Here is a 14916-nt window from a genome sequence, read left to right on the forward strand (position 1 = left end):
TTCAAAATCTGATAAGTCAAATTCAAATCTATTTTGTTTTTATTTGAAGCTGGTGGCGGTTCTTAGAATCCTAAAGCTGTTGCGATATCGTGTCTTAAAATAACAGCACCTGTAATCATGATATTAATAATCGAAAGCGGAATTAAAATTCTCCAGCCTAGGTTCATTAATTGGTCATATCTAAATCTTGGAATCGTCCAACGTACCCACATGTAAAAGAATATGAAGAAACATATTTTTACAAATAAAACTGCAATTCCTAATAAATTAGCTGTATTTACACCAACATTTTCTACCATCCATTGCATTCCAGGATAATTGTAGCCTCCAAAGAATAAAACAGAAATAATAGTTGCTGAAATAAACATACTTGCATATTCAGCAAATAAATAGAATCCCATTTTCATGGATGAATATTCGGTATGGTAACCTCCAATTAACTCACTTTCGCATTCTGCTAAGTCGAAAGGTGTTCTGTTAGTTTCAGCAAAAGAACAAATTAGGAAGATTAGGAATGATAATGGCTGATAAAAAACATTCCAGTTCATTCCTTGTTGTTGTAAAGACATTTCTCTTAAGCTCATTGTTCCAGTCATCATCAATAATGCAATCATTGACAACCCCATTGCAACTTCATAAGAAACCATTTGAGAAGCAGCACGAACTGCTCCCATTAATGAGAATTTATTGTTAGAAGCCCAACCACCAATCATGATGCCGTAAACTCCAACAGAAAGAACTCCGAAAATGTATAATAAAGCGATGTTTACATCAGTTGCTTGAAGAATAATGTCTCTTCCGAAAAGATGAAGTTTATCTCCCCATGGAATTACAGCGCTTGTCATTAAGGCTGTACTCATAGCAATTGCAGGACCTACAATGAATAAAAATCTATTTGGCGTGTTTGGGAAAAACTCTTCTTTAGAGAATAATTTCATACCATCCGCAAGTGGTTGTAATAAACCTCCCCATCCGGCGCGGTTTGGTCCAACACGGTCTTGCAAGAAAGCAGCAACTTTACGTTCTGCCCAAGTAGAATACATTGCCATAATCATTGTTACCGCAAAAACGACAACAATAACAACACTTTTTTCTATAATAAATGCACTTTCCATTTCTTACTATTTTTGATCTTTATCAGTTAATGGAATTGCTGCCATACTAATTTTTTTACGGTCAATATCTCTACCTAAAAGGATATTCTTTTCAGTATCGATTTCAACTTTCTCTAATTTCTGAGTGTAGTTATTTTGGTTGATAACAGAATCTTTTTCAAATTCTCTTGGTCCTTCAATAACCCAGTCATTTATATTTTTGTGTTCAAAACGACAACTGTTGCAAATGAATTCTTCAACTTCATGATATTCATCTTTACGACCAGTTACACGTTGAATTTCTCCACCAAACATCCAAACGGTAGTTTTACCGCAACATCCTGGTGTTGTACATTCTCTGTGTGCATTGTAAGGTTTGTTAAACCAAACTCTTGATTTAAAACGGAAAGTTTTGTCTGTTAAAGCTCCAACCGGACAAACATCAATCATGTTTCCAGAAAACTCATTGTCGATTGCTTTAGAAATACCAGTCGAGATATTAGCGTGATCTCCACGATCTAATACTCCGTGAACTCTGTTGTCTGTCAATTGATCTGCAACTTGTACACATCTTTGGCATAAAATACAACGGTTCATATGCAGCTGAATATTTGGACCAATATCTTCTGGCTCAAATGTTCTTTTTTCTTCAATAAAACGTGATTTAGGATTACCGTGCTCAAAACTTAAATTTTGAAGATCACATTCTCCAGCTTGATCACAAATTGGGCAGTCTAATGGGTGGTTGATCAATAAAAATTCTGTTACAGATTTACGGGCTTCGGTAACTCTGGCAGAAGATTTACTGTTTACTTCCATTCCGTCCATACATCCTGTTACACAAGATGCCATTAATTTTGGCATTGGTCTAGGGTCAGCTTCACTTCCTTTTGAAACTTCAACTAAACAACAACGGCATTTTCCACCGCTGCCTTTTAATTTTGAGTAATAGCACATGGCTGGCGGCACCAAATCTCCACCAATCATACGTGCAGCCTGCAGGATCGTTGTTCCTGGCTCTACGTCTATACTTTGACCGTCTATGGTTACTTTCATTTCTTTATGTCTTAATGTCTAAAGTCTAAAGTCTAAAGTCAATCTACATAACTTTTAAACTTTCCAACTTTCGACTTTTTAACTTTTGACTATATTATTATTTTACCGCCTACTAAGTGTTTAACTTGTGAAAAAGGTCCAGCAACAAAGTGATCTCTATTTTTGATTTTTTCAGGGAAACGAACATGATATTCGAATTCATCTCTAAAGTGACGAATTGCAGCAGCAACAGGCCAAGATGCGGCATCTCCTAGAGGACAAATTGTATTTCCTTCAATTTTGCTTTGAATGCTCCATAACAATTCGATATCTTCTTCACGGCCTTGACCGTTTTCGATTCTCCATAAGATTTTTTCCAACCATCCAGTTCCTTCACGGCAAGGTGTACATTGTCCGCATGATTCGTGGTGGTAGAAACGAGCAAAGTTCCAAGTGTTTCTAACGATACAAGCTGTGTCATCGTAAACAATAAATCCTCCAGAACCTAACATAGATCCGGTAGCAAAACCACCGTCACTTAAAGATTCGTAAGTCATTAATCGGTCTTCTCCATTTGCTGTTTTGAAAATTAATTCAGCCGGCAAAATTGGCACTGAAGAACCTCCAGGAACAAAAGCTTTCAAAGGTCGGCTTGAAGACATTCCTCCTAAATATTCATCAGAATTCATGAATTCGTCTACACTTAAACCTAATTCAATTTCATAAACACCAGGGTTTTTAATATTCCCCGAAGCAGAAATTAATTTAGTTCCAGTTGAACGGCCAACACCAATTTTAGCATAATCATCGCCAGAATTGTTAACGATCCAAGGCACAGTCGCAATAGTTTCAACATTGTTTACTACGGTTGGGTTTGCCCAAAGACCAGAAACTGCTGGGAAAGGTGGTTTGATACGAGGATTTCCTCTTTTACCTTCCAATGATTCGATCAAAGCTGTCTCTTCTCCACAGATATATGCCCCAGCTCCACAGTGTACGTAAAGCTCAAGATCATAACCTGTTCCTAATATATTTTTTCCTAACCACCCTGCAGCTTTTGCTTCGGCGATTGCTCTTTCTAAAATTTTGAAAACCCACATATATTCTCCACGAATGTAGATATAAGATAGGTTAGCGCCCAAAGCGTAGCTAGAAGTGATCATTCCTTCGATCAATAAGTGAGGAATATATTCCATCAAAAAACGATCTTTAAATGTTCCAGGCTCCGATTCGTCGGCATTACACACTAAGTGTCTTGGTCTTCCTGATTTTTTGTCAATAAAGCTCCATTTCATTCCGGCTGGGAAACCCGCGCCACCACGGCCACGTAATCCTGATTTTTTTACCTCTTCAGTAACTTCATCTGGTGTAAGTGTTTTTAAAGCTTTTTCTACAGATGCATAACCGCCATTTTGACGATATACTTCGTAGGTTTTGATTCCAGGAATATTGATTTTATCTAATAATATTTTTTGTGACATCTTATTTATCGTGTAATATTATTTTATCATCTCTACAATCAGCAATTAACTGATCAATTTTCTCTTCTGTCAATTTCTCTTTGTAGAAATCTCCCAATTGCATCATCGGAGCATATCCGCAAGCGCCTAAACATTCTACACCAGCAAGGGTAAACATTCCATCAGGAGTTGTTTCGCCCATTTTAATGCCTAATTTTTCAGAAGTGTAATCCATTAAATTTTCGGCACCGCTTAAACAACAACAAGAAGTTTGGCAAAATTCAAACATGTACTTGCCAATTGGCTTTTGGTTGAACATCGTATAAAAAGTAACCACTTCATAAACCTCAATAGGTTTTATCTGAAGAATCTCAGCAACTTTGTCTTGAAGTTCAATACTAAGCCAGTTGTTGTGTGCATCCTGAACCTCATGTAAAACAGGCAATAAAGCCGATTTTTGTTTGCCTTCAGGATAATGACTGATTAATTCATTGATGCGTGTCATCAATGCTTCAGTCATGTTTATTTCTTGTTTGTAATGTTTACGTTCCATTTTTATTTTAGATTTTAGATTTTAGATTTTAGATTTTTTCAATCTTTGTCCATAATCCGTATTCTGCAATCTTTGTTTTAGTTTTAGATTTTTCAATCTGAATTCTTCAATTCTATATAAGTCTAGATTTTCAATCTAAAATTTAGAGATGCTATTCTGCAATCTAAAATTTAAAATCTTCAATCTAGAATTTTTTACGCGTCTAATTCTCCAGCAATTACGTTTAAACTTGATAAAATCACAATTGCATCAGAAAGCAATGCTCCCTTAATCATTTCAGGATATGCCTGATAATAAATAAAACATGGTCTTCTGAAATGTAATCTATATGGAGTTCTGCTTCCGTCAGTAGCTAAATAAAAACCTAACTCTCCATTTCCACCTTCAACAGCATGGTAAATTTCGGCAACTGGAACAGGAACTTCTCCCATTACAATTTTAAAGTGATAGATTAGTGATTCCATATTATTATATACGTCTTCTTTTGGAGGAAGGTAATAATCTGGAACTTCAGCATGGTATTCATTTCCTGCCGGCATTTTATCCAAAGCTTGGCGAATAATGCTTAAACTTTCCCAAACTTCAGCATTACGAACACAGAAACGATCATAAGTATCTCCTGATTTTCCAACAGGAACAATAAAATCGAAATCTTCGTAAGATGAATAAGGTTGAGCAACACGAACATCATAATCAACCCCTGCAGCACGCAAGTTAGGACCTGTAAATCCATATGCCATTGCTTTTTCAGCTGAAATGGCACCAACGTTTACAGTTCTATCAAGGAAAATTCTGTTTCTTTCGAATAGGTTTTCGAATTCTTTCCAAGCAACTGGAAATTCTTCAAGGAAAGTTTCTATTTTTTTGAAAGCTTCTGGAGACCAATCTCTTTCAAATCCACCAATTCTTCCCATATTTGTTGTTAAACGAGCTCCGCAAATTTCTTCGTAAATCTCGTATACTTTTTCTCTAAATTGAAAAACGTATAAGAAACCAGTATAGGCACCAGTATCTACACCAAGGATTGAGTTACAAATTAAGTGGTCTGTAATACGAGCGAGCTCCATTACAATAACTCTTAAATATTGCGCTCTTTTTGGAACTTCAATACCTAAAAGTTTTTCTAAAGTCATCCACCATCCCATATTATTAATAGGAGAGGAGCAATAGTTCATACGATCTGTAAGAGGAGTAATTTGGTAAAAAGGACGATTTTCAGCGATTTTCTCAAATGCTCTATGGATGTAACCAACGGTTGGTTCAGCTTCAAGAATTCTTTCTCCATCCATTAGTAAGATGTTCTGAAAGATACCGTGAGTAGCTGGGTGTGTAGGACCTAAATTCAGAACAGAAAGCTCGCTTCCGTCTTCATTGTGTCGCTCCTTAATTATTTTAGCATAACGATGCTCTGGTGGTAATAATAGTTCTGACATTTTATAATGTTGAATTATTTATTTTATCTTCTATTTCAATTTTTAGATTTGGAATATGTTTTACAACAATACTCCAAATGTTTTCATCAGATATGCTATCATAAGCATGAATGATTTGGTTTCTAAGACCAATTATTCGACGAGCATTTGTAATTTCAAATTCTGTGTTTTCTTTTAGAATTCTGTTTACTGCTTCGCCTATGATTTCTAAATTTCTTTCAATACCTCTTTTTAACAAAGTGTTTTTAGAATAATTAGAAAATGTTTTTTCTTCATTTAAAAGAAAACTATCAATCTCTTCAATGGCTAATTTTATATCAAATAATGATTTTAAAATTCTTTCATCCATAGATTAATTGTTTTTCTCTATCTATAACTTTTCTGAAAACTGGATTTTTGATAGCTTGATTTTCAATTAAATCTACAGCCCGGTCAAATAGTAATTCAACCTTTTCTTTAAAATCCATATAATTATCAAAATAGTCTTCTAAATTAATTGATGAAAATTGAATTAACATATCAATATCACTTTCGTCATTAAATTGATCTGTTAAGATAGAACCAAACAAATGCAATTTCTCAACATGATGTTCCATGCAGAGCTGATTGAGTTTTTGTTTATTTTGTTCTATCAGTTTCATTTAACTTAGCAATTTGATACTGTTCTTCCGAAGAATCTGTCATCTTTATCAGTTCTTCCGCTGTCTTCCATTGGGAATTCTTTTCTCATTGGGAAAGACACCATTTCGTCCATATTCAAAATACGTTTCAATTGCGGATGACCAATAAAATTGATTCCGAAGAAATCGTAAGTTTCTCTTTCCATCCAATTTGAACTCAAGAAAATATTTGAAACAGATTTTATTTCAGGTTTTTCACCATTTAAATAAACTTTGATTCTGATGCGTTTATTTTCGATCCAGTTGTGCAGGTGATACACTACAGCAAACTGGCGCTCTAGCTCATTGTCTGGATAGTGAATCCCGCATAAATCTGTTAAAAAGTGAAATTGTAAGTCAGCATCATTTTTTAAAAATAATATTAATGCTGTGATTTTGTCAGCCGAAGCTTCTAAAGTAAAAATATCTCTTTCTTGATGAAAGTTAAAAACATCGTTATTGAATGTTTCTACAAGTTTATCTTGGATCAGGGTATTTTCTAAAGCCATTTTATGAGATATTATATGAAGCTAATAATTCTTGGTATTCTGGAGAGCTTCTGCGTCTAACAGATTCGCTTTTTACCAATTCCTGTAATCTCATTACACCGTCAACAATTTGTTCTGGTCTTGGAGGACACCCTGGAACATATACGTCAACAGGAATTACTTTGTCAATTCCTTGAAGAACAGAATAAGTATCGAAAACCCCTCCTGAAGAAGCGCAAGCTCCAACAGCAATTACCCAGCGAGGCTCAGACATTTGTTCGTAAACTTGTCTTAAAATCGGGGCCATTTTTTTTGAAATAGTTCCCATTACTAAAAGCATATCAGCTTGACGAGGAGAGAAACTCACACGCTCTGAACCAAATCGTGCCAAATCGTAATGTGAAGCCATTGTCGCCATGAATTCGATACCACAGCATGAAGTCGCGAAAGGAAGCGGCCATAATGAGTTAGCTCTTGCTAAACCAACTACATCATTAAGTTTTGTAGCGAAGAAACCTTCACCAGTAACTCCTTCTGGTGGCGCAACCATATTTACTTTTGAATCGCTCATTTTTATTTTAGATTGTAGATTCCTGATTTTAGATTTTTGATCTTGAAATCGAAATCAATATTTTAAAAATCAATATTGTGTTTTGAGAAATTATCTTTCAAATCTAAAATTCTAAATCAATCTAAAATCTAAAATTTGAAATCTAAAATCTTAATTTATTCCCACTCTAAGGCTTTCTTTTTGATGATATAAAAGAAACCAACCAAAAGCAAAGCCATGAAAACAATCATTTTTAGCATTCCTTCAATGCCAAGATCTTTAAAGTTTACTGCCCAAGGGTAAAGGAAAATTACCTCTACGTCAAACAACACAAATAAGATCGCAACTAGGAAATATTTTACCGAAAAAGGAATACGTGCGTTTCCAACAGATTCGATACCACACTCGAAGTTTTTGTCTTTCACTTCAGAGGTTCTTTTTGGGCCTAATTTTCCAGAAATAATTATTGTTCCTACTACAAAACCAACAGCCAGAACTAACTGCATTAAAATTGGAATGTAACTGTATTGATCAGATTGCATAAACTTAGGGTTTTTACTTAAAGAATAAGCCACAAAGATAACTTTCAACTATGTAAATCACAAACTAAAGGAGGATATAAGTATGTTCAGAATATGCGTTTATGCCTAATTTTTATTGATTATAAATAAGAGGATGTTTTTTTAATATTTTTTTAAGAAATAAGCAAAAAAAAAACGCCTCGAAATAAATCGAAGCGTTTTTAAAACCATTCAGAGGCAAAAAAAATAAATTGCTATATTTTTCTTAGATTACTGCTACTTTAGCAGCAACTTTCCCTTTTCTTCCTTCTTCTTCTTCGTAGCTTACACGGTCACCTTCGCGTAATTCTTCCGCGTTAATTCCTGAAGCGTGAACGAAGATGTCCTTTCCTGTTTCTTCGTCTGTAATGAACCCATAACCTTTAGATTCATTGAAAAATTTTACTGTACCTGTACGCATTGTAATTGTAATAATAATTTATAATAAAGCAAATGTAACATATTAACTAATACAAAAGACATGTACGTGTTAATTTTTTGTAAAAATTATTGATTTACAGTGTTTTTACGTGGTTTATTACATCAAAATGCTAATAAAATAGGATAATTTGAGAATCATTAATTGTAGGAATATACAAAAAGGCATATTGTAGGAATTTTATAATCGATAAATGTAAAATTTGCATTTATTTTTTTACTTAAAAAGATAAAAAAACGCCGATTGAATTTTTTCAATCGGCGTTTATATTTTTGGATATTTTGTAAAAAATTATGCAATATCGACTTTAATACGAAGTTCTTTCAACTGTGCATCATCAATTGCGGCCGGAGCGTCGATCATAACATCACGTCCAGAATTATTTTTAGGAAAAGCAATAAAATCTCTAATGGTTTCCTGACCTCCTAAAATAGCAACAAGTCTATCCAAACCAAAAGCTAAACCTCCGTGTGGTGGCGCTCCAAACTGGAAAGCATCCATTAAGAAGCCGAATTGCGCTTTTGCTTCTTCTTCGGTAAATCCTAAATATTTGAACATTAATTGTTGTGTTGCTTTATCATGAATACGAATTGATCCACCGCCAATTTCGTTTCCGTTTAAAACCATATCGTAAGCATTTGCACGAACTTTTCCAGGTTCTGTTTCTAACAAAGCCATATCTTCTGGTTTTGGAGATGTAAATGGGTGGTGCATTGCATGGTAACGACCGCTTTCTTCGTCAAGTTCCAATAATGGAAAATCAACAACCCATAATGGAGCAAATTCTTCAGGATTACGTAATCCTAAACGAGTTGCTAATTCCATACGAAGTGCAGAAAGTTGTGCACGAGTTTTGTTAGCCGGACCAGAAAGTACAAAAATCATATCTCCAGGATTTGCTTCTGTAGCTTTTGCCCAATTTGCCAAATCATCATTGTCGTAGAATTTATCTACAGATGATTTGTAAGTTCCATCTTCGTTGCATTTTACATAAACCATTCCAGATGCACCAACTTGAGGACGTTTAACCCAGTCAATTAACCCGTCAATTTCTTTACGAGTGTAATTTCCTGCTCCCGGAACTGCAATTCCCACAACTAATTCCGCGGAATTAAAAACTGGGAATTCTTTGTGCTGTGCAAATTCGTTTAACTCACCAAATTTCATCCCAAAACGAATGTCCGGTTTGTCATTTCCGTATGTTTTCATAGCATAGTCGTAGGTAATTCTTGGGAATTTATCTACTTCGATACCTTTAATTTCTTTTAATAAATGTCTTGTCAATCCTTCAAAAACATTCAAAATATCTTCTTGTTCTACAAATGCCATTTCGCAGTCAATCTGAGTAAACTCTGGCTGACGGTCAGCACGTAAATCTTCATCACGGAAACATTTCACGATTTGGAAATATTTATCCATTCCACCTACCATCAATAATTGTTTGAAAGTTTGTGGAGATTGTGGCAATGCATAAAACTGCCCTTCGTTCATACGGCTTGGCACAACGAAATCTCTTGCTCCTTCTGGAGTTGATTTGATTAAGTAAGGCGTTTCAACTTCGCAGAAATCTAAATCAGAAAGATATTTGCGAACTTCCATCGCTACTTTATGACGGAACAATAAACTGTTTTTTACAGGATTTCTTCTAATATCCAAATAACGATATTTCATTCTGATGTCTTCTCCACCATCCGTTTCATCTTCAATTGTAAATGGAGGAGTTAATGCAGTGTTTAAAATCGTCAATTCAGAAACTAAAATTTCGATTTCACCCGTTGGAATATTTTTGTTTTTAGCTTCACGCTCAATAACAATTCCTTTTACCTGAATTACAAATTCTCTTCCTAGAGTTTTTGCCAATTCAAAAACGGTTTTATCAGTACGACTTTCGTCGAAAATAAGTTGTGTAATTCCGTAACGGTCGCGTAGATCGACCCAATTCATAAATCCTTTATCGCGTGATTTTTGAACCCAGCCCGCAAGCGTAACTTCGGTATTAATATTTGAAGCGTTTAATTCGCCGCAATTATGACTTCTATACATGATCTCAATTTTAGACTGCAAAAGTAAATACAAAATTCAAGATAATATAGTAAAGTGATAAACTTGATGCTTAGAAATTTGAAATATTTTGTTAATTCTGAAATTTCAAAGCGGTTATTTCTTTAGATTTGATTCACTAAAAATAAATTTTAATATCTATGAAAAAACTTTTTGTGGCAGGAATGTTGATTTTTAGCGCCCTGAATGTCTTTGGTCAAGCGAAAAATCAAATAAAATTTACGGCTAAAATTGCTAATCGAAATAGTGACACCCTTGTGGTTAAGGCAAGAAATGGTTTTAAGCAAGTGATTCCGATTGATAAAAAAGGGGTTTTTGTTGCAGTTTTTGATGCTCCAAAAGGGTTTTATGTTTTTTCTGATGGAACTGAATCGTCAAACTTGTATTTAAAACCAAATTCTGAAATTAACTTAACAATGGATGCCAAAGAATTTGATGAAACTATTGTTTATAAAGGGAAAGGTATCAATGAAAGTAATTTTCTGGCACAACAGGCGTTGAAAGACGAGAAATTTCAGAACGAGGCCTTTACTAAAGATGCGAATGAATTTACTGCTCTTTTAGAAAAAAAGAAAAAAACAGATAATGAAAATTTGGAAAAGGGAGATTTTGACCCTGAATTTAAAACGGCATTAAAAAGTAGTTTTGAAAGTTTTAATCAATATGCGTCTGAGGAATATGAAAGAGTAGCGAAAGCAAAGAGTCTGATTGGGAAACCTTCACCTGAATTCGATTACGAAAATTTTAAAGGAGGAAAAACAAAACTGGCTGACTTAAAAGGAAAATATGTTTATATAGACCTTTGGGCTACTTGGTGTGCGCCATGTAGAGCTGAAATTCCGTACTTGCAAAAAGTGGAAGAGAAATATGATGGAAAAAATATTGAGTTTGTGAGCATTTCTATTGATAAAGCAAAAGACAATGAAAAATGGAAGAAGTTTGTAGAAGACAAAAATTTGGGTGGTGTTCAATTATTTGCTGATAAAGATTGGACTTCTGAGTTTGTTGTGAACTATGGAGTTACTGGAATTCCGAGATTCATATTAATTGATCCTCAGGGCAATATTGTAAATTCTGATGCTCCAAGACCATCTGATCCAATACTTGTTGAGCAATTAAATGCATTATTGAACTAATTTATTTACGAAATCGAGAACGTTATCGTAATATTCTGATTTTCATGAAATACCAGTAAAACCAGTGCCTCAGCGCTGGTTTTTTTGTTTTGGAAGATTTTCCAATGTTAAGTTTTTATGCAATGTTACCAAATTGTTAAGCAAAAGTTTTTTTAATGTAAACAATTAACTATATTTGATAAAGATTTCTTAACATTAATACCTACAGATATGAAAAAGAGTGTAATTTTAGCTGCGTTATTGTTCTCTGGAATGTTAATTGCGCAGGAAGCAAAACCTGAATTAGAAGCCGTTGGAAACAAGGTAAAAGCTACTTATTACTATGAAAATGGAAATGTGCAGCAAGAAGGCTTTTTTAAGGATGGTAAGTTAGATGGTGTTTGGGTATCTTATGACGAAAAAGGAAATAAAAAAGCCGTTGGAGAATACACAGACGGAGTAAAAACTGGAAAATGGATTTTCTTTAATGAAGAAGGTCTAAAAGAAGTAGCTTATGTTGACAGCAAAGTTAGCTCAGTGAAAAATTTACAGAAAAATGCTTTAGCAAACAGAAATTAATTGATTTCGACAAATTATAAAAAAACCGTCCCGTTTTTTAACGAGACGGTTTTTTTATGTTTTTATGTTTCGATTTTTTACTGCGTCCAAACCAGATTATAAAACCTGTAACCGGTAAAGCGGAAGCAAGCAAGCTGACTGTAAAAGCGATAATCTTTCCTGGCAAATCTAGAACTTGACCAGTATGAATTCCATAATTCATTTCGACTACTTGTAATCCCAAGGTTTTTTTGTCAAAAGTTTGGCTCTTGATCAATTCTCCGCTTGACGGATGAAAATAATAATTGCTCTGCTGATCATAGCGCAACGTATGAGGATAAGCACCCGTGCTCACAATGTCTCCTTTTTGTTGTGGAATCATTATAAAAAACATTTCGGCTTTTGGTTGTAGTTTTATAGTTTGAGCAAAAGCTTTGTCGATTGCAGCAACAGAATTTGTTTTGAATTTTGTGGTATAGATTGTATGTGTTTTTGTTTCCGTCGCTTTATCTCCGCCAAAATTGAAGGTTTTGTAAATTCCATCGCCAACCCATTCGTAGGTGAAAGTTAAACCTGTAATTGCTAGAATCAGCGCAATCAATGCAATGTAAAATCCAGAAGTATTGTGCCAGTCATAATTTACACGGCGCCATTTGGCATTCCATTTAATGGTAAAACTTCTTTTAATATCGCTTTTTCGTTTTGGCCACCATTGTATAATTCCAGAAATAAGCAATAAAATAAAAATGATTGTTGCGCCACCAATAATATGTTTCCCAATATAATCGGGCAAAAGCAAATACAAGTGAATGTATTCAACGATGATGAAAAAATCGGTTTTTGGATTTTCTGTTTTTAAATATTGCCCTGTGTACGGATTAAAATAGAGATATAAATTTTCAGTATCGGAATAAGTGTAAACAATAGCTGACCGATTTTTTCCGTAATAAGCGACCATGCTGATTTTGTTCTTCGGAACAATTTCTTTTGCTTTTTCTTTCAAAGCAGAAGGAGGAAGGAAAGGCTTGTTTTGAGGTTCAACCAAACGCCATTCTTTTCGAGTAATGTCTTTTATTTCGTCATGAAAACAGAAAATGCAGCCCGTAATGCAAACTACAAAAACAATAAGCCCGGAAATTAATCCGAGCCATTTATGCAGAAAACGTATTTTCGTTTTGAATCCCATTTTTTGATTAAAAGCGTAAAATTATGCTCAAAATTCATTTGGGACAAATAATTCTAATTATTTTGTTTGTGGTAAAGTTTTTTTCTCACGCAGATTCCGCAGATTTGGCGGATTTTTTTTAAATATTATCTGTTAAATCTGCGGAATCTGCGAGAGAAACTCCTTTCAGTTTTTTTAAGAAACTGCTTGTTTTGGTTTTAAGTGATAAGCAGTATAGAGCGATATTGATGCTAGGAAAATCCAGAAAATATCTATAAAGAAAACCTGAATTTTGTTTTCCATGAAGGAAGTCCAAAACCAATTTCCAGAAACAATTCCGTTAGTAATTGGAATTAAGAATCCTAAAATACTTCCTGAAATCAGGCAGCATTTATTGGTAAAAGCGTCATTCTTTTTGATGATAAAGAAAACAGTCAGAATTAGCCACCCGCCAAAATAAATTTTAAACAAATCAGATTGCGTTAAAGGATAGAAAATTTTGCTTCCAATAAATGCCAAAGCTGTAATTGGATACATGCTTAGACAAATGGCCAAATAAATTCGAACAACTGCAGCGTTGAAACGTCTTTTCTTTTCTGGAAGATTGTTTTTTTGTCTTGCAACCAACCAAATCATAACGCCTGAAATAATGACGAAGCAAGTTATAATCCCCAAAATAAAGCTGATAATTTTTAGAGCATGTCCGCCATAATCGCCAAAATGAATTCGGTATAAAACGTTCTTCACAACATCAAGATAGCTGGTTTGAGAAACGGGATCTTTTTTGGCAATTATTTTTCCATCAGAAACACGATAAAGAACTTTTCCGATTCCGGTGAATTTTTTGTGATTCAGCATTTCACCTTCAACTAAAACATGCATATTGATATCACCATAATTTTGGATGTACACGCGTGTAACTTCAAAATCGGCCCAATTGTTTTTTGCTTTTGCTATAAGTTCGTTAATATTAAAAGGATTTGCCAGTTTCTTTTTCTCAAATTTATAATCGGCATCTATGTATTCAAGTTCCTTATATAATTTGTTTTGATCACCTCCGTAGAGTGCCATCACGGCCGGTGCTACGATCAAAAGTTTAATCATAAAAAAGGCTCCCGTAACAGCGTAAACAAATTGAAAAGGAAGGCCGATCATTCCTAATGCTGTGTGTGCATCTGTCCAAAGTGTTTTTAATTTTTCTTTTGGACGGAACATGTAAAAATTCGATACGATTTTTTTCCAATGCAATAAAACTCCCGTTACAATTGCGAATAAGAAAAACAAAGCTGTGAATCCCGAAAGGTAATAACCGACAGGATAAGGAATTTGAGCAAAAAAATGCAAACGATATAATAATTCTCCCAAAGAATAAGCTTCTTCGTACGTATAGGATTTGTAGTTTTTGTTGTCCAGATAAAAATAATCGCCGAGACGTTGCTTTTTTGGAGCCAATGAGTCTTTTGTTCCTCCGAGCGAAACAGCAACTCGGTTTTCTAGGTATGGCTTAGAAATCGTAATATTTCTTGCGTGCAAAACATATTTTTTGTCCAAATGCTGTAAGGCATCATTGTAATCTAGCTGAATTTCTTTTGTTTGTGCTGTAGATTCACTTCTTTCCCAATTGACGATTTCATCCCTAAAAAAAGAAAAAGATCCAGCAAAGAAAATTACGAATAGCGCCACGCTGATCACAATTCCGCTGACAGTATGTGTATGAAAATAGATATTATAATGACGGTTGTTCAT

The 14916-nt window shown here is 34.4% G+C and carries 16 protein-coding genes; 2 read left to right on the forward strand and 14 right to left on the reverse strand.

Annotation, left to right across the window (positions count from 1 at the left end):
- Positions 1-62: 62 nt before the first annotated feature.
- The 12 genes from nuoH to aspS all read right to left on the reverse strand — a co-directional run bounded on the left by nuoH (position 63) and on the right by aspS (position 10314).
- Positions 63-1115 (reverse strand): NADH-quinone oxidoreductase subunit NuoH, encoded by a 1053-nt coding sequence (gene nuoH / locus SCB73_RS07950; RefSeq protein ID WP_320569522.1) that lies wholly within the window; start codon positions 1113-1115, stop codon positions 63-65.
- Between the two features lie 6 nt (positions 1116-1121).
- Positions 1122-2150 carry an NADH-quinone oxidoreductase subunit G gene (locus SCB73_RS07955; RefSeq protein WP_320569523.1) on the reverse strand — a complete coding sequence of 343 codons (1029 nt, stop codon included), beginning with the start codon at positions 2148-2150 and terminating at the stop codon, positions 1122-1124.
- A gap of 89 nt (positions 2151-2239) precedes the next feature.
- On the reverse strand, positions 2240-3610 hold the full coding sequence (gene nuoF / locus SCB73_RS07960) for an NADH-quinone oxidoreductase subunit NuoF (RefSeq protein ID WP_320569524.1): 1371 nt from the start codon (positions 3608-3610) through the stop codon (positions 2240-2242).
- A 1-nt stretch (position 3611) separates the two neighbouring features.
- On the reverse strand, positions 3612-4142 hold the full coding sequence (locus SCB73_RS07965) for a complex I 24 kDa subunit family protein (protein WP_320569525.1): 531 nt from the start codon (positions 4140-4142) through the stop codon (positions 3612-3614).
- A gap of 194 nt (positions 4143-4336) precedes the next feature.
- Positions 4337-5575 carry an NADH-quinone oxidoreductase subunit D gene (locus SCB73_RS07970; RefSeq protein WP_132990490.1) on the reverse strand — a complete coding sequence of 413 codons (1239 nt, stop codon included), beginning with the start codon at positions 5573-5575 and terminating at the stop codon, positions 4337-4339.
- A 1-nt stretch (position 5576) separates the two neighbouring features.
- Complete coding sequence (locus SCB73_RS07975; RefSeq protein WP_320569526.1) at positions 5577-5924, reverse strand: HepT-like ribonuclease domain-containing protein; 348 nt, start codon at positions 5922-5924, stop codon at positions 5577-5579.
- Positions 5917-6216, reverse strand: coding sequence for a nucleotidyltransferase family protein (locus SCB73_RS07980; RefSeq protein WP_320569527.1), 300 nt, complete (start codon positions 6214-6216; stop codon positions 5917-5919). Before SCB73_RS07980 ends, SCB73_RS07975 begins: the two co-directional genes overlap by 8 nt.
- Positions 6217-6221: 5 nt before the next feature.
- Positions 6222-6743, reverse strand: a complete 522-nt coding sequence (locus tag SCB73_RS07985) for an NADH-quinone oxidoreductase subunit C (protein WP_320569528.1) — start codon at positions 6741-6743, stop codon at positions 6222-6224.
- A 1-nt stretch (position 6744) separates the two neighbouring features.
- On the reverse strand, positions 6745-7293 hold the full coding sequence (locus tag SCB73_RS07990) for an NADH-quinone oxidoreductase subunit B (RefSeq protein WP_026727108.1): 549 nt from the start codon (positions 7291-7293) through the stop codon (positions 6745-6747).
- Between the two features lie 155 nt (positions 7294-7448).
- A complete protein-coding gene (locus tag SCB73_RS07995; protein WP_026727107.1) occupies positions 7449-7814 on the reverse strand; it encodes an NADH-quinone oxidoreductase subunit A in 366 nt (121 codons plus the stop codon).
- 244 nt (positions 7815-8058) lie between these two features.
- The gene (locus tag SCB73_RS08000) at positions 8059-8253 is read right to left on the reverse strand and encodes a cold-shock protein (RefSeq protein ID WP_007137066.1); all 195 of its coding nucleotides are present in this window, start codon (positions 8251-8253) and stop codon (positions 8059-8061) included.
- A 309-nt stretch (positions 8254-8562) separates the two neighbouring features.
- Complete coding sequence (gene aspS / locus SCB73_RS08005) at positions 8563-10314, reverse strand: aspartate--tRNA ligase (protein WP_320569529.1); 1752 nt, start codon at positions 10312-10314, stop codon at positions 8563-8565.
- Positions 10315-10472: 158 nt separating this feature from the next.
- On the opposite strand from aspS, the gene SCB73_RS08010 reads away from it, so the two are divergent.
- A complete protein-coding gene (locus SCB73_RS08010) occupies positions 10473-11468 on the forward strand; it encodes a TlpA family protein disulfide reductase (protein WP_320569530.1) in 996 nt (331 codons plus the stop codon).
- Positions 11469-11678: 210 nt separating this feature from the next.
- On the forward strand, positions 11679-12026 hold the full coding sequence (locus SCB73_RS08015) for a toxin-antitoxin system YwqK family antitoxin (protein ID WP_320569531.1): 348 nt from the start codon (positions 11679-11681) through the stop codon (positions 12024-12026).
- A gap of 37 nt (positions 12027-12063) precedes the next feature.
- Here SCB73_RS08015 and SCB73_RS08020 read toward each other — a convergent pair whose 3' ends face one another.
- On the reverse strand, positions 12064-13191 hold the full coding sequence (locus SCB73_RS08020) for a PepSY-associated TM helix domain-containing protein (protein WP_320569532.1): 1128 nt from the start codon (positions 13189-13191) through the stop codon (positions 12064-12066).
- Positions 13192-13365: 174 nt separating this feature from the next.
- Positions 13366-14916, reverse strand: a complete 1551-nt coding sequence (locus SCB73_RS08025) for a PepSY-associated TM helix domain-containing protein (protein WP_320569533.1) — start codon at positions 14914-14916, stop codon at positions 13366-13368.

It is taken from the genome of Flavobacterium sp. KACC 22761 (assembly GCF_034058155.1).
Lineage (GTDB): Bacteria > Bacteroidota > Bacteroidia > Flavobacteriales > Flavobacteriaceae > Flavobacterium.